This is a genomic window from Streptomyces sp. CA189 (assembly GCF_056428985.1).
Genome location: NZ_JBWJVM010000015.1, coordinates 117301 through 134794, shown reverse-complemented (window position 1 = coordinate 134794; position 17494 = coordinate 117301). Strand labels below are relative to the sequence as shown.

Annotated in this window: 14 protein-coding genes; 10 read left to right on the top strand and 4 right to left on the bottom strand. The window is 71.4% G+C overall.

Annotation, left to right across the window (positions count from 1 at the left end; all coding sequences use genetic code 11):
- Positions 1–54 precede the first annotated feature (54 nt).
- Entirely contained in the window at positions 55–1092 is a 1038-nt protein-coding gene (locus AC061S_RS15340; RefSeq protein WP_478686489.1) for a LacI family DNA-binding transcriptional regulator, read from the top strand.
- Positions 1093–1187: 95 nt separating this feature from the next.
- Here the strand turns inward: AC061S_RS15340 and AC061S_RS15335 are convergent, their stop codons facing one another.
- A complete protein-coding gene (locus AC061S_RS15335; protein ID WP_478686488.1) occupies positions 1188–3968 on the bottom strand; it encodes a glycosyl hydrolase in 2781 nt (926 codons plus the stop codon).
- A gap of 239 nt (positions 3969–4207) precedes the next feature.
- Between AC061S_RS15335 and AC061S_RS15330 the strand changes: the two genes are divergently transcribed.
- From AC061S_RS15330 to AC061S_RS15310, 5 genes are all read left to right on the top strand, one after another.
- Positions 4208–5512, top strand: coding sequence for an ABC transporter substrate-binding protein (locus AC061S_RS15330; RefSeq protein ID WP_478686487.1), 1305 nt, complete (start codon positions 4208–4210; stop codon positions 5510–5512).
- A 211-nt stretch (positions 5513–5723) separates the two neighbouring features.
- Positions 5724–6749: a carbohydrate ABC transporter permease gene (locus tag AC061S_RS15325; RefSeq protein WP_478686486.1), complete on the top strand. Its 1026-nt coding sequence runs from the start codon at positions 5724–5726 to the stop codon at positions 6747–6749.
- Positions 6746–7666 (top strand): carbohydrate ABC transporter permease, encoded by a 921-nt coding sequence (locus AC061S_RS15320; protein ID WP_478686485.1) that lies wholly within the window; start codon positions 6746–6748, stop codon positions 7664–7666. Before AC061S_RS15325 ends, AC061S_RS15320 begins: the two co-directional genes overlap by 4 nt.
- 88 nt (positions 7667–7754) lie before the next feature.
- Positions 7755–9182: a GH1 family beta-glucosidase gene (locus tag AC061S_RS15315; RefSeq protein WP_478686484.1), complete on the top strand. Its 1428-nt coding sequence runs from the start codon at positions 7755–7757 to the stop codon at positions 9180–9182.
- A 41-nt stretch (positions 9183–9223) separates the two neighbouring features.
- Positions 9224–9544: a hypothetical protein gene (locus AC061S_RS15310; protein WP_478686483.1), complete on the top strand. Its 321-nt coding sequence runs from the start codon at positions 9224–9226 to the stop codon at positions 9542–9544.
- 305 nt (positions 9545–9849) lie between these two features.
- On the opposite strand, the gene AC061S_RS15305 is transcribed toward AC061S_RS15310, so the two are convergent.
- Positions 9850–10863 (bottom strand): GlxA family transcriptional regulator, encoded by a 1014-nt coding sequence (locus AC061S_RS15305; protein WP_478686482.1) that lies wholly within the window; start codon positions 10861–10863, stop codon positions 9850–9852.
- 70 nt (positions 10864–10933) lie between these two features.
- Here AC061S_RS15305 and AC061S_RS15300 point away from each other — a divergent pair, with 70 nt between their 5' ends.
- From AC061S_RS15300 to AC061S_RS15285, 4 genes are all read left to right on the top strand, one after another.
- On the top strand, positions 10934–12256 hold the full coding sequence (locus AC061S_RS15300) for an MFS transporter (RefSeq protein ID WP_478686481.1): 1323 nt from the start codon (positions 10934–10936) through the stop codon (positions 12254–12256).
- Positions 12257–12404: 148 nt separating this feature from the next.
- On the top strand, positions 12405–13007 hold the full coding sequence (locus AC061S_RS15295; RefSeq protein ID WP_478686480.1) for a macro domain-containing protein: 603 nt from the start codon (positions 12405–12407) through the stop codon (positions 13005–13007).
- Between the two features lie 120 nt (positions 13008–13127).
- A complete protein-coding gene (locus AC061S_RS15290; RefSeq protein WP_478686479.1) occupies positions 13128–13715 on the top strand; it encodes a TetR/AcrR family transcriptional regulator in 588 nt (195 codons plus the stop codon).
- Positions 13712–14092 carry a hypothetical protein gene (locus AC061S_RS15285; RefSeq protein ID WP_478686478.1) on the top strand — a complete coding sequence of 127 codons (381 nt, stop codon included), beginning with the start codon at positions 13712–13714 and terminating at the stop codon, positions 14090–14092. The genes AC061S_RS15290 and AC061S_RS15285 overlap by 4 nt, the downstream gene beginning before the upstream one ends.
- Positions 14093–14185: 93 nt before the next feature.
- On the opposite strand, the gene AC061S_RS15280 is transcribed toward AC061S_RS15285, so the two are convergent.
- Entirely contained in the window at positions 14186–15256 is a 1071-nt protein-coding gene (locus AC061S_RS15280; protein WP_478686477.1) for a hypothetical protein, read from the bottom strand.
- 1287 nt (positions 15257–16543) lie between these two features.
- Positions 16544–17455 carry an esterase/lipase family protein gene (locus AC061S_RS15275; protein WP_478686476.1) on the bottom strand — a complete coding sequence of 304 codons (912 nt, stop codon included), beginning with the start codon at positions 17453–17455 and terminating at the stop codon, positions 16544–16546.
- Positions 17456–17494 lie beyond the last annotated feature (39 nt).

The window sequence follows — 17494 nt, the reverse complement described above, 5'->3', positions numbered from 1 at the left end:
AGAGGTCCGCACCACCCTGCGTGTCGCCGCCCCCGTCGACGAGGAGCGACCGCCTTGCCCGAGCAGTCCCCCGGGTCCCGACCCACCCTGGAAGCCGTCGCGGCGCGCGCGGGGGTCTCCCGGGCCACCGCCTCGCGGGTCGTCAACGGGGGCGACGGGGTCCGCAAACCGCTGGTCGACAAGGTGCTCCGGGCCGTCGAGGAGCTCGGCTACGTCCCCAACCACGCGGCCCGGTCGTTGGTGACGCGGCGGACGGGCGCGGTGGCCGTCGTCATCGCGGAGCCGGAGGTGCGGATCTTCTCGGACCCCTTCTTCTCCCAGCAGATACGGGGCATAAGCAAGGAGCTGACCGCCCACGACACCCAGCTCGTGCTCCTGCTGGTGGAGGGGCCGGGGGACTTCGACCGGATCACCCGGTACCTGGCCGGCGGGCACGTGGACGGCGCTCTCGCCTTCTCGCTGCACACGGACGACCCGCTTCCCGCGATCACCCGGCGAGCGGGGATTCCGACCGTGTTCGGGGGCCGGCCCGGCTGGACCGCCGACCCCGGCGAACGGGCCGTACCGTACGTCGACGCCGACAACCGGGGCGGGGCCCGGGTCGCCGTCCGGTACCTGCGTGACCTCGGGCGGGAGCGGATCGCGCACATCGGCGGGCCGCCCGACCAGACCTCGGCGACGGACCGCCTCGACGGCTACCGGGACGTGCTGCTGGACCTCGATCCGACGCTCGTCGCCGAGGGCGCCTTCACCGTGGAGAGCGGGGCGCGGGCGATGGCGGAGCTGCTGGAACGGCGGCCCGACCTGGACGCGGTGTTCGTCGCGAACGACCTGATGGCGTCGGGGGCGCTACGGGTCCTGCGGGAGCGCGGGATCGCGGTGCCCGAGCAGGTGGCGGTCGTCGGATTCGACGACATGGATCCGGTGGCCAAGGAGACCGAACCGCCGCTGACCACCGTCAGCCAGGACATCGAGGGCCAGGGGCGGCTGATGGCACGGCTGCTGCTGCGCATCCTCGACCGTACGGGAAACGGCGCGGCACCCGACTCGGTGATCACCCCGACCACGCTGGTCCGGCGGGCCTCGGCCTGAACCGTGGCGTACGCGTACGGCGGGCCCCCACCCCGAGGGGCCGGAGACCCGCCGCACCGATCGCACCCGTACGTCCGGTTCATCCCCGCAGTGGACTACACGTACGGGATCTTCAGGACCGCCGCGTCCGTGCCCGTCTGCACCTGCGACGTGCCATGGCCGAGCGCGTTCCAGATCTCCAGACGGACGGTGCCGTTCTTGAGTTCGCCCAGGCTGCCGGTGACGGCCTGCGCGCCGACCGCCTGCGTGTACTCCTCCCAGCCCGCGACCGGGTCGGTCGCGAAGTAGCGGAAGGTCTCGGTGCGGTCGAAGGTGCCGTCACCGGTCAGGTCGTAGCTGACGCGGACCTGCGGGGCGAGCGCCACCTTGGTGCCCGCGTCCACCCGGAGGCGGAACGCGGTGGCGGCCCCGGCTGCGACCTTGCCGTTGACCTGCTTCACCTCGTAGACGTTCTGCCTGTACGGAGTGCCGTCCCGGTTCACGCCGTCGGCCGAGGCCACGGTGTCCGCGCCGGCCGGGTCGGTGGTGGCGGTGGTGAGGACGCCGCCGCTCTTGAGGCGGAAGGTGTTGCCGGTGGACGGGCCCGGCTCCTCCGGGTCCGGGTCTCCGCCGCCGGCTCCGGTGCCCGTGGCCGTCGAACGGGCCGGTACGGAAAGGGTCTTGCCGTCGGAGAAGGTCACCGTACGGGCGGTGGAGCCGTGGTTGTGCGCGGTGTACGTGCGGGTTCCGTTCTTGCTGAAGACGGCCGAGGTGGGCAGGTCTCCACTGACCGCCATGTCCGGTGCGCCGAGTGAGTCGAGGGTGTTGATCCAGTGGTAGGTGTGCGCCTTGGACTCGCCCTGCTCGGGGGTGTAATTGCCGTTCACGCCGTCCCACTTGGCCTTCGCCAGGGCCGGGTCGGTCAGCGCCTCGAACTCCCAGAGCAGGTCTCGCCACTCCTGGGCCGGGCCGCCGTTCTCGCGCTCCATCTCGGCGATGTTCCGCTTGATGGCGGCCTTTTCGCGGGCCAGGTGGAGTGAACCTCCGGTCACGGGGAGGACGTTGATGCCGTGGATCTCCTCCGGGTTGGCGGTCCACCAGGTGGAGTACGCGGCGCCGCTGCCCCAGACCATGCCGACCGTGCCGTACTTGTACGAGGCGGGGAAGACCTGCTCGCTCGCGTCGAACCAGTACTGGGTGATGGCCTCGGACTCCGTCGTCAGCAGGTAGCTGCCGAGGTCGCGGAGCGAGGTGTCTCCGGTCGCCGCGCCCCAGAGCACGAGACCGGCGCTGAGGTTGATGGACTCCGACGAGGACTCCTGGTTGTTGCCCGCCGCGAAGCCCTGGTGGCCGGAGGCCCAGCTGTGGCCCGCGTACACGTCGAAGCCGCGGAGGAAGGGGTACGCAGAGTCGGTGCGGCTCGGGTTGGCGGCGTCGCGGATCAGGTGCTTGATCATCGCGCCCCAGGCGGAGTCGGCCGCCCAGGCCTGGTCGTACTGGGCGATGATCGCCGCCGCGTAGACGTAGTAGCTGTAGTGGAAGTGATGGTCGTTGAGTTCGGTGTCACTGCCGTACGAGGCCGGGTATCCGGTGAGGGTCTTCCAGTCCTTGTCGTAGCTGAACTCGCTCGCCCCGCCCGCCGTGAACCACTCCTGGAGCCGGCCCTTCATCAGGCCGAGGAGCTTGTCGCGGGTCGCGGTCTGGCCGATCTGGTCGGCCACGGGCACCAGTTGGGCGAGACGGCCGAGCGCCTTGCCGGTCCAATAGGTGTCGGCGGCCCCGGAGAACGGGTCGGAGGCATTGGCGACCTCGTTGAGGTAGCCGGTCAGCCGGGCCCGGTCGACGCCGCTGGACGCGGGCAGGGCGGGCACCACGCCGTTGCTCTTCTGGCTGGTGGTGAAGGAGGCGGACTCGCGCACCTTCATGGTGCCGCGCGGCGAGACGTACGTGTACGGGGTCAGCGCGTCGGTGGTGTGCAGCCACTGGTGGCGGTAGAGGGCCTGGAGCGTGCCGCGCTCGGTGCCCTCCTTGGCCTCCGTGGTCAGGGTGTAGGTCGCCCCAACGTTGCCGCCGGCGCTCTGCCAGGCCACCTGGGAGCCGGTGACGAAGCTGAACGCGTACTTGCGGTACGTGGCGAGCGCGTCAGTGGAGGGCAGGACCGCGAGCGAGAAGTAGTCCTTGCCCGCGAGCCCGGCGGTGATCGTGGTGCCGGAGACGTTCCAGTCGGCGCCGGTCGGGGCGAAGAGCGCGTAGTGGTGACCGGCGACCGTGATGCCGACGACGTTGCCGTTGTCCGCGAAGACGGTGGGCGTGGAGGCGGTCGTGATGCGGGCGTCGCCGCCGGATCCCTTGGCGTACACGAACGGCATGCCGTGGCCGATGGTGGCCCGGAAGGTGCGGGAGCCGTCCGCCCAGTACGGGGTGACCGTCCAGTCCGACCAGGCGTCGGCCTTGGTGTCGGGAGAGTTCAAGCCGGTGAGGCCGACGGTGAGGTCGGCCTTGTGGGCGTACTCGTACTGCCGGCCGTCACCGACGATCGCGGGCGCGGTCGGGTAACCGACCTCCAGTCCGGAGGCCTTGGCCTGGTACGTGAGGGGGTGGCCGTACATGGGGGTGGAGTACGGGTTGTCGCCGTAGCGCTGGTAGGCGAGCGAGGTCCACCAGTCGTTGGTCGGGACCGGCTTGTCCCGGGCGGCGGCGGTGAGTTTGGGAGTGACGGAGGCGCCGGTGTTCGTCGTGGGTCCTGACGTACCGGGAGGTCGGGTATCGGTGTAACTGCCCGAACCCGCGGGGACGGTGGCGGCGGCCGCAGGGGAGGCGGCGGGGCCCAGGCCGGCGACGGCCAGGCCGACGGCCAGGAGCGTCGCCACTGCTGGTCTGGAGAGGGAGGCTTGCACGAAAGCACCTCGATCACGTGGGGGAAGAGCGCGTTCGAGAGCGCTCTCAAGTGTCAAGGAACGTAAATCTCCTGAAACCTAAGTGTCAAGGGAACAGGCACAGAGGGCAGTTGGGCGTAACACCAAGCCGTTACGCGTTCGAGTCTTGACGGGGAGGAGGCGGTGGGGGACGCTCCAGACGCAAGAACTGAGAGCGCTCTCAAGCGCTCGGTTCATCCCGAAGTCAAGGGAGGCTTCCCATGCCCATCGCCCGAGCCGCCAAGAGAGCCACAGCCCGCCTCGGCGCGGTCGTCCTCACGGGGGCCCTCCTCGCCGCCTGTGGTTCCGGCGCCTCGCCGGACACCTCCGACGGCGCGGGCGGAAAAGTCACCCTCACGGTCGACCTCTTCGGATCCTTCGGCTTCAAGGAGGCGGGGCTCTACGAGGAGTACCAGAAGCTCAACCCCAACGTGACCATCAAGCAGAGCGACACCCAGGACGAGGCGGACTACTGGAAGTCGCTCCAGACCCGCCTCGCGGGCGGCGGCGGTCTCGCGGACGTGCAGGGCGTCGAGGTGGGCCGGATCGCGTCGGTCACCCAGCAGCAGGCCGACAAGTTCCAGGACTTGAAGGCGTTCGGGGCCGACAAGCTCGCGGGCCAGTTCGCCGAGGCCAAGTGGTCGGCGGCGACCACGAAGGACGGCAAGGTCCTCGGCCTCGGCACGGACGTGGGCCCCGAGGCCATGTGCTACCGCACCGACCTCTTCAAGCAGGCCGGGCTCCCCACCGACCGCGAGGAACTCGCGAAGAAGTGGTCCACGTGGGACGGCTACCTGGAGTTGGGCAAGGAGTACAAGAAGAAGGCGCCCGCCCAGAGCGCCTGGCTGGACAGCATCGGCTCCCTCTACGGGATCATGATCGGCCAGGAGAAGGAGCGGTACTACAACGCCTCCGGCGCGTTGATCTACGAGAAGAACCCGGCGGTCAGGACGGCCTGGGACACCTCCGTGAAGGCGGCCGAGGCCGGCCTGAGCGCCAAGCTCGACCAGTGGTCCCCACAGTGGAACCAGGCCTTCGCCGCCGGTTCGTTCGCCACCATCCCGTGCCCGGCCTGGATGCTCGGCTACGTCAAGGCCCAGGCCGGTGACGGGGGCCAGGGCAAGTGGGACATCGCCAAGCTGCCCGGCGGCGCGGGCAACTGGGGCGGCTCGTACCTCTCGATCCCGCGTGCGGCCAAGCACAAGGAGGAGGCGTACAAACTGATCGAGTGGCTCACCGCGCCCGAGCAGCAGGCGAAGGTCTTCCAGAAGCAGGGCAACTTCCCCTCCTCCACGGGCGCGATCGCGAAGATCGCGGACGCCAAGGACCCGTACTTCTCGGGCGCCCCGATCGGCCAGATCTTCGGTGACGCGGCCAAGGAGTCCCCGGTCCAGGTGCTGGGCGTGCACGACCAGAACGTGATGCAGCAGCTGACGAACGCGCTGAGCGAGGTCGAGCGCAAGGGAGTCTCCTCGGACACGGCGTGGGAGACGGCGAAGAAGGGCGTGGCGAACGTGATCGGCTGACACCGGTCGCGGGGCCATCCAGCGACGGTGGCGGCCGACCACCTCGCCTCCCCGCGAGGCCGGTCCACCCCGGGCATCCCCGCACGGACGACCGGCCGCCTGCCCGGGCGGCCGGGCTGCCCGCGCACCTCGGTGGGCCGGCCGCACCCCGTACCCCTCCCGCCACCGCCCCCTCAACCCCTCCCGCCCCGATTCACCGAAGGGCCGCATCGTGTCCCCCACCTCCACCGCGAAGGCCGGACCCCGGTCGGCCAGAACCGGATCCGGGACCGGATCCGGGACCGGATCCGGGACCGGATCCGGTCCCGGGACCGGCCCGGACGACGGTCCGGCAGCCGCTCTCCGGCGAACCTGGCGCAAGGCCTCCCCGTACGCCTACATCGCCCCCTTCTTCACCCTGTTCCTCGCCTTCGGCCTGTTCCCGCTCCTCTACACGGCGTTCGTCTCCCTCTACCGCGTCGAGCTCCAGACGAGCGGCGAGATGGAGTGGCGGGGCATCGCCAACTACACCGCGCTCTTCGCCGACGAGTACTTCTGGATCTCGCTGCGCAACACGTTCACCATCGGCGTGCTGTCCACCGTGCCGCAGCTCGCGATGGCACTGGGCCTGGCCCACCTGCTCAACTACAAACTGCGCGGCCGGACGTTCATCAGGACCGCGGTCCTGCTCCCCTACGCGACGTCCGTCGCCGCCGCCACACTCGTCTTCGCGCAGCTCTTCGGCCGCGACTTCGGGCTGATCAACTACGTGATCGGGCTCATCGGTTTCGACCCGGTGGACTGGCAGACGGGCACGGTCGCCTCACAGATCGCCGTATCGACGATCGTGATCTGGCGCTGGACCGGCTACAACGCGCTGATCTACCTGGCGGGCATGCAGTCGATCCCGCACGAGCTGTACGAGGCCGCGGGGATCGACGGGGCTTCCCGCTGGCGGCAGTTCATCCACGTGACCCTTCCCGGGCTGCGGCCCACCATCGTCTTCACGGTGATCATTTCGACGATCGGGGCGACCCAGCTCTTCGGTGAGCCGCTGCTGTTCGAGGGGTCGATCTCCGGCGGCATCTCGCACCAGTACCAGACCCTCGGCCTGTACATGTACGAGCAGGGCTGGGGCTTCTTCCACCTGGGGCGGGCCGCGGCCATCGCCTGGGTGATGTTCGTCCTGATCGTGGTGCTCGTCGGGGTCAATGCCCTGGTCGCGCGCCGCCGTGCACGCAAGGAGGCCGGCCGATGACCGCGCTCGCCGCACCGCCGACCGCGCCCGAGAAGCGCCGCCCTCCGCGGGAGCGGCCCGGCAGGCACCCCTGGCTCCGCAGGGGCGGCGGAGCCGGGAGGACGATGACGGGCGGCTGGATCGCCTACCTCATCCTCGGATTCGCGCTGCTGATCTCGGCGTTCCCCTTCTACTGGACGATCGTCGCGGCCAGCCGGTCCAACGCGGACCTGGCGCAGGTGCCGCCGAGCCTGCTGCCCGGCCCGAACCTGATCAAGAATTTCGAGGCGGTCCTCGAAGAGGCCGACATCGGCAAGGCGCTGCTGAACTCGCTGATCGTCTCCGGGTCCATCACCGTGGGCACGGTGCTCTCCTGCACGCTGGCCGGGTTCGCCTTCGCCAAGCTGAGGTTCCGGGGCCGGGGCGCGCTGCTGACGTTGACGATCGGGACGATGATGATCCCGCCGCAGCTCGGCGTGATTCCGCTGTTCATGCTGATCGCCGAACTCCAGTGGGTGAACCAGCTCCAGGCGGTGATCCTGCCGGGTCTGGTGTCGGCGTTCGGGGTGTTCTTCATGCGCCAGTACCTGATCCAGTCGTTGCCGGACGAGCTGATCGAGGCGGCCCGCGTGGACGGGGCCTCCACCGCCCGCATCTTCTGGTCGATCGTGATCCCGATCGCGCGGCCGGGGATGGCGGTGCTCGGGATGCTCACGTTCATGACGGCGTGGAACGACTTCTTCTGGCCGGTCATCGCGCTGTCCTCGCAGGAGCCGACCGTGCAGGTCGCGCTGCGGCAGCTCGGCGGCGGCTACGTCAACGACCAGTCGGTCATCATGGCCGGCACGCTGCTCGGCACACTGCCGGTGCTGCTCGTCTTCGGCCTGCTGGGCCGGCAGATCGTCGGCGGCATCATGCAGGGAGCGGTGAAGGGCTGACGCGGGCCTGCCTCCCGGTCCCGGCCCCGCCAGCCGCCCTTCTGATCGTTTCCCCCCGTCTCCCCTCACTTCCTGGAGTGTCCGTCTCATGACCACTGTCGATGCCCGCCCGGCGACCTCCACGGGCACCCGCCCCGAGACCGGGACGGGGCTCCGTTTCCCCGCCGGATTCCGTTGGGGCACGGCCACCGCCGCCTACCAGATCGAGGGAGCAGCCGCCGAGGGCGGCCGGACGCCGTCCATCTGGGACACCTTCAGCCGCACCCCCGGCAAGGTCCGCAACGGGGACACCGGTGACATCGCCGCCGACCACCTGCACCGGATGCCGGACGACGTGAAGCTGATGAAGGAACTCGGCGTCACGGACTACCGCTTCTCCGTCTCCTGGTCCCGGGTCCAGCCGACGGGGCGGGGCCCGGCCGTGGAGCGCGGCATGGACTTCTACCGCCGTTTGGTGGACGAGCTGCTGGCGAGCGGGATCAGGCCGGTCGCGACGCTCTACCACTGGGACCTCCCTCAGGAGCTGGAGGACGCGGGCGGTTGGCCGGAGCGCGACACGGCACACCGGTTCGCGGAGTACGCGAGCCTGGTGGCCCGGGCGCTGGGCGACCGGGTGACGACCTGGACGACGTTGAACGAGCCCTGGTGCGGGGCGTTCCTCGGGTACGGGAGCGGGGTCCACGCCCCCGGCCGTACCAGCGACCTCGCGGCACTGCGCGCCGCCCACCACTTCAACCTGGCGCACGGCGGGGCGGCTCGCGTTCTGCGTGACCACCTCCCGACCACTGCCGAGATCTCCCTGACCCTGAACCTCCACGCCCTGCGTCCGCTGACGGACACGGCGGCGGACCGGGACGCGGTGCGCCGGATCGACGCGGTGGCGAACCGGATCTTCCTGGACCCGGTCTTCCACGGGCGGCTGCCGGCGGACCTGGTGGAGGACACGGCGGGGGTGACGGACTGGTCGTTCGTCCGGGACGGCGATCTGGCGGTCGCGTCCACCCCGATCGACTCGCTGGGCATCAACTACTACTCCCCCAGCGTGGTTTCGGCGGGCCGCTCCGCTTCCCCCGCTCCCTGGGCGGGGGCCGAGGAGCATGTGGCGTTCACCCCGGCGGCGGGCCCGCGCACGGCGATGGACTGGCCGGTGGACGCCAACGGCCTGTACGAGTTGCTGACCCGGCTGCGCGACGAACTCCCGCGCCTCCCGCTCCTGGTGACGGAGAACGGGGCGGCGTACGACGACTACGCGGACCCGGAGGGGCAGGTCCACGACCCGGAGCGGGTGGCGTACCTGGACTCGCACCTGGCGGCCGTACACCGGGCGATCGAGGACGGCGTGGACGTACGCGGCTACTTCCTGTGGAGCCTGCTGGACAATTTCGAGTGGGCGTACGGCTACGGCAAGCGCTTCGGCATCGTCCACGTGGACTTCGCGTCCCAGCGGCGGACGGTGAAGGACAGCGCGCGCTGGTACGCGGGGGTGATCGCGCGGGGCGGGCTGGCGCGGGACTGAGGGGGATCTCTGTCGCGTTGCCCGCGTCGTAGTCTCGGGCCGTGCACGAAAACGAGATCAAACTCAAAGCCATCGCAGCGCTCACCGCACTGCGCTCGGATGTCGGCGAAGGCCTCGCCTCCGAACTCCTCGCGGAAGTGACCCCCAGCCACTTCCTCGTGCCGGCGGGAGCCGACCCCGAAGAAATCGGCAGTGCCGTGCTCGATCAGCTCTCCGCTCCGCTGAGCGCTCTGGTCAACGGCTTCATCGCCGCCTTCGCGGCAGTCGCCTACGCGTACGACGAAACCGGCACGGATCCCGGTACCGACGAAATCCTTCAGGAACTCGCCCTACGTCTCGCCCGTGAGGACGGTCAGCCGTGAGGACGGTCGGCCGTGAGGGTCCGCCGGCTATCCCGGCGGGCCGTTTCGGTCGTTGGGGCCGGTCACGGCTGACCACACCCACATCCGCTCACTGACCGAAGGCACCCCATGCACGGCACCAGACCCACCCGTACCCGTCCCGCCCGAAGGCACTTCGCCCCCTGAGACGCGGCGCGAGCGCCGTACGGCGCACCCCGCGCGGTACCGGCGTACCGCGGCACGTGCTGCGGGTGATGTCGTCGGCCCCCGAGACCTGGTCTCGGGGGCCGATCGGCCTTGGTGTTGATTCCCTCGGGGCCGTTGCTCTATCCGGGAGGGACCGCGTCGGCGTGCCCCGCCGCGTCCGTTCGGAAGGCGCACCGATAGGCGGCGGGTGTGGTGCGCAGGGCCTCGTGGAAGCGTCGGCGCAGGTTGACGGCCGAAGAGAGGCCGACCCGGTGCGCGATGGTTTCCACGGGAAGGTCGGTCTCTTCCAGCAGGGCCCGGGTGGCGGCGATCCGCCGGTCCAGCAGCCAGCGTCCGGGGCTGATCCCCAACTGCTCGGTGAAGCGCCGGGTCAGGGTGCGGGCCGAGACCTGTGAGCGGGCCGCCATCTCGGCGACGCTGACCGGCTGCTCCAGCCGCCCGGCCAGCCATTCCAGCAGCGGGGCCAGTGAGTCGGCGACCGGTCCGGAGGTGGGCAGTTCGGCGTACTGCAGCTGGCAGCCTTCGCGGTGCGGGGGCATCACCATCTGACGGGCGATCCGCATCGCGTACGCGGCGCCTTGGTCCGTGCGCACCAGGTGGAGGCAGAGGTCCACGCCGGCCGCCGATCCGGCGCTGGTCGCGACGTCGCCGTGGTCCACGTACAGCACTGCGGGGTCGACCCGGACCCGCGGGAACCGGGCGGCCAGATCCGGGGCCTGGGCCCAGTGGGTGGCGGCCCGCCGATCGTCCAGCAGTCCGGCGGCAGCTAGTACGAAGGCGCCCGAGCAGATGCCGACGACGCGCGCGCCTCGGCGGTGCGCCCGGCGGACCGCCGCGATCAGGTTTTCCGATACGTCGGTGCCGACGGGTTGTTGCCAGCCGGGGACCAGTACGGTGTCCGCGCGCTCCAACGCGTCCAGGCCCGTCGTGACCAGCAGGTCGTATCCGGACCGGGTTCGCACCGGGCCGGGGTGCTCGGTGCAGACCTCGAACGCGTAGCGGGAGGGGATCGCCGGGCTGTGGTCGCCGAACACCTCGGTCGCGCAGGCCAGCGGGAAGGTCGACTGCGGGGGCCGCAGCACGGCCACGACCCGGTGGAGCGCCGGGGACTTCGGCAGCGAACGAGGCGTCATGGCGCGAAAGTACCCCATCGTGTCGTTCAGGACACTGGGGTGAACGATTGGTCCAGTCCAATATCGTCCTGTGACCACCGCACAGACACAGACACAGGCCGTCCAGAACATCCAGACCGATGCGCCGACCGCCAGGCCCCCGTTGTGGGACCGGCGGTTCGCGCTCTACTTCACCGCCCGCGCGGTCTCCTTGCTCGGCGACGCGATGATGCCGGTGGCCGCCGCGCTCGCGGTCGGCCCGCTGTACGGGATCTCCGGAGTCGGCTTCGTCCTCGGCACCTGGACCGGGACGTTCGTCCTCCTGGTCCTGTTCGGCGGGGTGTTCGCCGACCGGGTCGGCGCACGCCGGATGATGGTCGGTGCAGACCTCGTCCGGGTGCTCACCCAGGGCGTACTGGCCGCCGCGTTCTTCGCCGGGACGCCGCCGTTCTGGCTGCTGTTGGCCATGGCGGCACTGGCCGGTGCGGCCGTCGCGATGTTCCAGCCGGGTGTGAACGGTATGGTCCCGCTGGTAGCCCGGGAACCGCAGCGCGCCAACGCCACGCTCAAGGTCGCCGACGCGCTGGCCCACCTGCTCGGCCCGGCCCTGGCGGGGCTGCTGATCGTGCTGACCGGTGCCGGGACCGTTTACGCGATCGACGCGGGCACCTTCGTACTCAGCGCCGTGTGCCTGGGGCTCATCCGCCTCGCCCCCGCGGACACGGCCACGGGAACCCTTGCCGCCGCCGACTCCGCCGGCACCGAGAGGAGTTCGCTCCGTCGTGACCTGCGCCAGGGCTGGCAGGAGTTCCGCTCCCGCACCTGGATGTGGGCGGTGATCCTGATCTGGGTGGGCTTCGGCGTGCTGCTGTTCGGCCCGATGGTGCCGCTGAGCTCTGCGCTGATCGGAGCCCGGCTCGGCCCGAACGCCTACGGCCTGGCCGTCTCCTTCCTCGGTGTCGGAACGGTACTCGGTGGCTTGCTGGCACTGCGCCTGCGCCCGTCCCGGCCGCTGGCCGCAGGCGCGGTGGCCATGGTGCTGTTCACCGCGCTGCCTCTCTGCGTGGTGTCGGGCACCACACTGCCGGTCCTGTTGGCGGGACACGTCCTCGGCGGTGGTGCCTGGGCGTTCTGGTCGGTGATGTGGGCGACCAGCGTGCAGACCCACACGCCGCCCGCGGTTCTCAACCGGGTCACCGCGTACGAGCTGGCCGGCTCGGTGTCGGGGATCGCCCTCGGCCAGATCCTGGCGGGGCCGGCCACCGAACTGGCCTCCCCCGAGACACTGCTCCTGGTCTCGGCGGGCACCTGCCTGGCGGGCTGCGTGGCGCTGCTCTCGATCCCGGCGATCCGCACCCTGCGGCGCGTCGGGCCCATGGACGGCGACAAGCCCGGGCATCCGGAAAGGGGATGAGGGGACTCGGGGCGCGCCGCGGCTGCGCGTGGAGGAGCGCAACGGGGCCTGCGCAGGCCCCGCCTATGATCGTTGGGCACAGGAGCAGGCGGGACGAGAGCCGAGGACGCACGTGACACACCGTCGGTACGGATGGACGATCGCCGCCGTGACAGCCACGACCCTGCTGGCCGGGTGTCAGAGTGGCGGCGCGACACCGCTGAGCCTGAGCGGGCTGACCGAGACCGCGGACTCCATGGGGGCCAAGGGGGCGGATACCTGTCCGCTCCCCTACGACATCGCCAAGGCGGCGAAGGCCGCCGGCCTGGAGGGGGAAGCCCGCCCGGGGCACGCGGACGGAGGTGACGAACCCGTCGCCACCTCCGAGGGCGGGAAGCGGGCCCTGCCCGAGGAGGCGCTGGCGCAGAATCCCGGCGCCCTGGTGAGCTGCGATTTCCTCATCGGCCGGAGGGACATCGTGGTGCACACCGTTGCGACGCGGGACCGGCAGGCGATCAACCCGCTCGCCCCGGCGATCCAGCAGCAGGCCGGGATGGACCTCGAAGCCCTGAGGGCCTATCTGAAGCAGGCCGGCGAGGCCGAAGCCGGCCGGCCGGCCGTGACCGCGAGCGGGGACCTCGCCGCCGTACGGCTGAAGCTCGACGGCAAGGGCGATGCCTTCCTGGTCGTCTCGGTGGGAGACAGCCCGGGTACGCAGGACGACGCGCGCGTCAGCGCCCTCGCGAAGGCTCTCGCCGACCAGGTGGGGTAACGCCCGGGTCGCCTCCGCAGCCACCCTGCGCCGGCGGCTCCTGATCTGCCGTCGGCTCCGGTTTTCCATGGCGGGCCGACCTCTTGATTACCTTACGGGTCGACCCGTAAAGTAAGTGCCATGAGTTCCTCTCCGCCCTCCAGGGGGCGTCCCAGAGATCCCCGGTCGCACGAGGCGATCATCGGTGCGACGGCAGAGCTGGTGGTCGAGGTCGGCTACGCCGCGACCTCGATCGGGGCGGTGGCCGCGCGTGCCGGTGTCGGCAAGGACACGATCTACCGGCGGTGGCCGGGCAAGCCCGAGTTGGTCTTCGAGGCCGTCTTCACGAGCACCGATGACGCTCCGATCCCGGACACCGGAACGCTGGCCGGGGATCTGACCGTGCTGCTGCAGGGTCTGGTCGACGAGTTCAGCGCGCCGGCCGCCACGGCCGCGCTCCCGGGACTGCTCGCCGACTTCGCCGCCGATCCCGAGCTGAAGGCGCGTATCCGCGGCGAGTTCCTGGCCCCGGCGAAGGAACGGCTGCTGGTCGTCTTCGAACGCGCCGTGGTGCGTGGGGAGATCTCGGCCGGAACGCCTGTGGACCTGGTCCTGGACACGCTGGCAGGAGCTGTGTTCTTCCACGTGGGACTGGTCGGGGAGCACCCCGCCCAGGAGCTGGCCGCATTGCTGGCCACTGTGGTGGCCAAGGGAATCGAGGTCCGATGAACAGCTGGTTTCTCGCGGCGGGCATCACCGCTCTCGGCGTGGCCGTGGTGCACATCGTCGGCGGGCGCCGCGATGTGGTGCGCCCGCTGCTGTCCTGTGGGCTCGCGGACGAGCCCAAGCGTGTCCTGCACGCCGTGTGGCACATGGTGAGCGTCGACTTGGTGCTCTCCGGACTCGCGCTGCTCTACCTCTCCCTGACGGACGGGACGCCGGGGAACGACCTGGTGGGGTGGTTCGTGGCCGCGCACTTCGTCGCGTACGCGGCAGCCTTCCTGGTCGTCACGCTGTCCGTCGGCTGGCCCAGACCGCTGCTCCGCCTGCCGCAGTGGATTCTGCTCCTGCCCGTCGCGGTGCTGGCAGCGGCTGGTGCCGCGTAGTCCCGCCCCGCGCCGCCGCGCAGCGCTGACGGACCCGCTCTCCCGTGCCCCCGCCGGGGCCCGTTCCGGGCAGTCGCCGTGCCCGGCCGGTGCTCAGGGAAGGGGTGGGGGGTCGTCCCAGGTCCACGGCCGCGCCGGACGGCCGTCCGGTCCGCACCCGTACGGGAGGAGGCGTGCTGGTACGGCGGTGCCCGCCTCGCGCGCCCGCTCCGCCAGGTCTTCGGCCGCGGACTCGGCACCCGCGTCCCGCAGGGCACTCAGCAGGGCGTCCACTTCCCCGCGTTCGGTCGTCCCGGCGTGTGCGGCGGGATCCCGGTCCAGCAGCGCCCGCAGGGCGCCGGTCGACCCCGAGTCCATCAGCCCGCGGATGAGCAGGGCGACCGCCGAGGTGTCCGTGAGGTCCGCGTGCGCCACCGGGTCGAGGGCGAGCAGGTCACGGACGGCCGCCTCCTGATCACCCACCGCCGCCCAGGCGCTGAGCAGCATCCCGATGTCTTCGGTGAAGTCCGGGTCCAGGTCGTCCACCGGGTATTCGGTCACGAGTGCTTCGCAGGCCAGGTCCGGCGAGTGTGCCAGCAGGACTCGTAAGACCCCCGGTTCGAGCGGGTCCAGCTCCACCGCCATGCGGGCGCGCAGCGTCGCCGCGCCCGGTGCGGCCCCGAGCCCGTCCAGGGTCGCCAACAGGAACGCGGCGCCTTCGAGTGCCCCGTCCCCGAGGCCGACGTGGGTCGCGGGGTCGCGCGCGAGGAGCCGCGCCACGGCGTCGTCGGCCCCGATCTCGCCCAGGGCCCTCAGCAGCCACGCCACACTGCCGGCGTAGCCGAGATCGGCGCAGCCGGCCGGGTCGCGCGCCAGCACCGCCTCCTTGGCGGGGGAACGCATCTTGTCGAGGAGGAACAGCAGGTCGGCGACTGTCCGGGCGTCGCTGATGTCCGTCCTTCCGGCCAGTTCGCAGTGCTCGACGACTTCCTCCGCCGCCTCCCGCGCGTCCGCGGCCAGCAGTGCCTCCAGCATCCAGACGGCCTCCAGCGGGTCATCCCGATCGAGATGGGCCACCGGACCGCGTGCCAGGAACTCCGCCCGGGCCTCGTCGGCTCCGGACTCGTTGAGGAGGCTCAGGATGCCCGGCAGCCCGGTCCAGCCCCGACTGCGGCCGAGCTCCATGCGGGTGACGGCGCCCCGGTCCAGCAGTTCCCGGGCGAGCGGCCTCGCCCCGAGTCCCGCAGCCTCGTCAGCGTGGCGTGCAGGGTCAGGGGGAGGCTGGAGAACTCCTCCAGACGGGTGATCAGGCCTCGCGCCCGGAGCTCGGCTTCCACCGCCCCGGCGGGTGCGTCGGCGTCGGCCACCGCTCTGAGCAGGTCGAAGCATCCGAACGGGTTCTCCAGGGAACAGTGGACGGCCGCCCAGCGGGCCACCGTACCGGCCGGGTCGAGCGGCCCCCGGAGGTGCGACACGAGGAGCGCGGGAGCGGAGGCGTCACCGGCGAGTACGGCGCGCCGCCACAGCAGGGCCGCGTGCCGCCGCAGGCCCCGGTCCCACGCGGAACTCCCGAGCCGGACCAGGTCCGCCGGATCGTCGGCGTACTCCGACAAGGCGTCCCAGAGCCCGGGTTCCGGGCGCAGGCCCGCCCGGAGCCCGCGCATGTGCTGGTCCAGATAGTCGGCGGGCTCGAACAGCGCGGGTCCCCCGGAGCGGGGACGCAGCGCGGTCAGGGCGGTGAGGGTGCGGACGTCGGTCGGCGTGCCGTCCTCACGCGCGCCCTCGCTGAGCGCCGTGAGGTCCCGGAGCTCCCACCCGGGAACTCCGCTGCGCTGCCTCGGGGTCAGCGCGCCGTCGGCGACCCGGGCGAGGAGCCCGGGCGCCATGGGGGCGTGGTGGCCGAGGCGCCGGGCGTCGAGTGCCACACCGATCAGCGCGTGTTCCGAGGCGGTGAAGAACACCTCCGGACCCGAGAGGAAGGCGTCCAGCAGCTGTGGCCCGCCGGTGAGCTGCTGGATGACGCGGCCCGCCTCCAGGGCGAGTCCCAGGCGCAGATCGCCGGCCAGTTCGTCCAGTTCGGCCCACACCGTCAGGTCCTCGGCGTCCAGGTGCGGCGGTACGGTCAGCTGTAGCGTCAGGGCCGGGTGGGTGAGCAGGGCCCTCGCCCGGACGTGGGCGGTCCGGGGCGGGGCGGTGATCTGCGTCCAGTACGGCCGGGTCCACAGCGTCGCCAGCGCCACGAGCCGCCCGTCCCGTGCCAGGCACTGGTGGAGGGCGTCCGCCGCGGCCTCTCCTTGTGCGCCGTAGAAGAACCGCTGCGCCTCGTTCAGCCACAGCACCGACCCGTCCGGCACCCGTCCCGCGCTCAGGAGGGACAGCAGGTCGGCGGCGGTGCTCGGCTTGAGCAGGGGACGGTCCGGAGCCCGGTCGAGCAGCGCCTCGTACAGGGCGCGGGTCTTTCCGGTCGCCGACTCACCGGTCAGGACCAGCAGGCGCGGCGTACCGCCGGAGAGTGCCGCGTCGAGTGCCGTGCGCAGCCGCGCGTCGTGGGAGCGCAGCAGGTACGGGGTCAGGGGCCCGTCGGCCGCCTCTTCCGGCCGCCCCTCGGGGAGGGGAGCGCCGTGCACTTCGAGGGCCTTGGGCGTGAACGCCGAGACGGTTCGCCCGGCGGGCGGATCGCTGCCGCTGGCCTCCTCGCGGAGCAGGTGGCGCAGCGTGGCGTACGAGGCGTGGTCGCGGGAGCGCGGCTGGACGACGCTGAAGTGGTCCCCGGGCAGCACACCGCTGCGGGGAAAGGCCCCCTGGGCGGACGCGCGCGGGACCACGGCGTCGCTCTCGGCGGCGTAGACGGAGAACAGGATCGGGCAGGTGCGCTCGCTGACGGCGTCCGCGCCGACGATGTCGCGGAGCACGGCGGTGCGTGTCCCGTACGTCCTCGTCGAGGGTGCGCAGCTGACGCTCCTGCGGGTTTGCGCCGAGCAGTTGCCTGCGCGCGCCCCGGGCGAGGTCGGAGCCGGCGTTCGGGCAGGCCAGGAGCACGACCCGGCGGATGCGGGCCAGCTCTCGGCCGCGCCCTTCCTGAAGCATCCGGACCAGCCATCTCTGGATGACCAGGCCGCCCATGCTGTGCCCCACGAGCACCAGCGGCCGGTGCGGGGGCTCGGTCTCCAGGAGCGTCTTCAGGTGGTCGGCGACGGTGCTCAGCGAGGGCAGGGCCCGGTCCGGCCGAACCCGGCCGAACCCGGTGGCGTACCCCAGCGTCCGGGTGTCGAGGAAGTCCAGGTCCGTGTCCCCCTCGATGAGGGAGAGGAACCGGTCCCACACCTTCGGTCCGGAGGCGAACCCATGGACGAACACCACGCCCAGCCGGTCCCGGTCACCCATACGAGCTCTCCCCCACCGTCGGCGAATTCGCTCGGGGTT

Coding starts and splice junctions, on each gene's coding strand:
- AC061S_RS15330 (WP_478686487.1), top strand. CDS start 4,208: ATGCCCATCGCCCGAGCCGCCAAGAGAGCCACAGCCCGCCTCGGCGCG.
- AC061S_RS15320 (WP_478686485.1), top strand. CDS start 6,746: ATGACCGCGCTCGCCGCACCGCCGACCGCGCCCGAGAAGCGCCGCCCT.
- AC061S_RS15315 (WP_478686484.1), top strand. CDS start 7,755: ATGACCACTGTCGATGCCCGCCCGGCGACCTCCACGGGCACCCGCCCC.
- AC061S_RS15305 (WP_478686482.1), bottom strand. CDS start 10,863: ATGACGCCTCGTTCGCTGCCGAAGTCCCCGGCGCTCCACCGGGTCGTG.
- AC061S_RS15290 (WP_478686479.1), top strand. CDS start 13,128: ATGAGTTCCTCTCCGCCCTCCAGGGGGCGTCCCAGAGATCCCCGGTCG.
- AC061S_RS15285 (WP_478686478.1), top strand. CDS start 13,712: ATGAACAGCTGGTTTCTCGCGGCGGGCATCACCGCTCTCGGCGTGGCC.
- AC061S_RS15280 (WP_478686477.1), bottom strand. CDS start 15,256: ATGGAGCTCGGCCGCAGTCGGGGCTGGACCGGGCTGCCGGGCATCCTG.
- AC061S_RS15275 (WP_478686476.1), bottom strand. CDS start 17,455: ATGGGTGACCGGGACCGGCTGGGCGTGGTGTTCGTCCATGGGTTCGCC.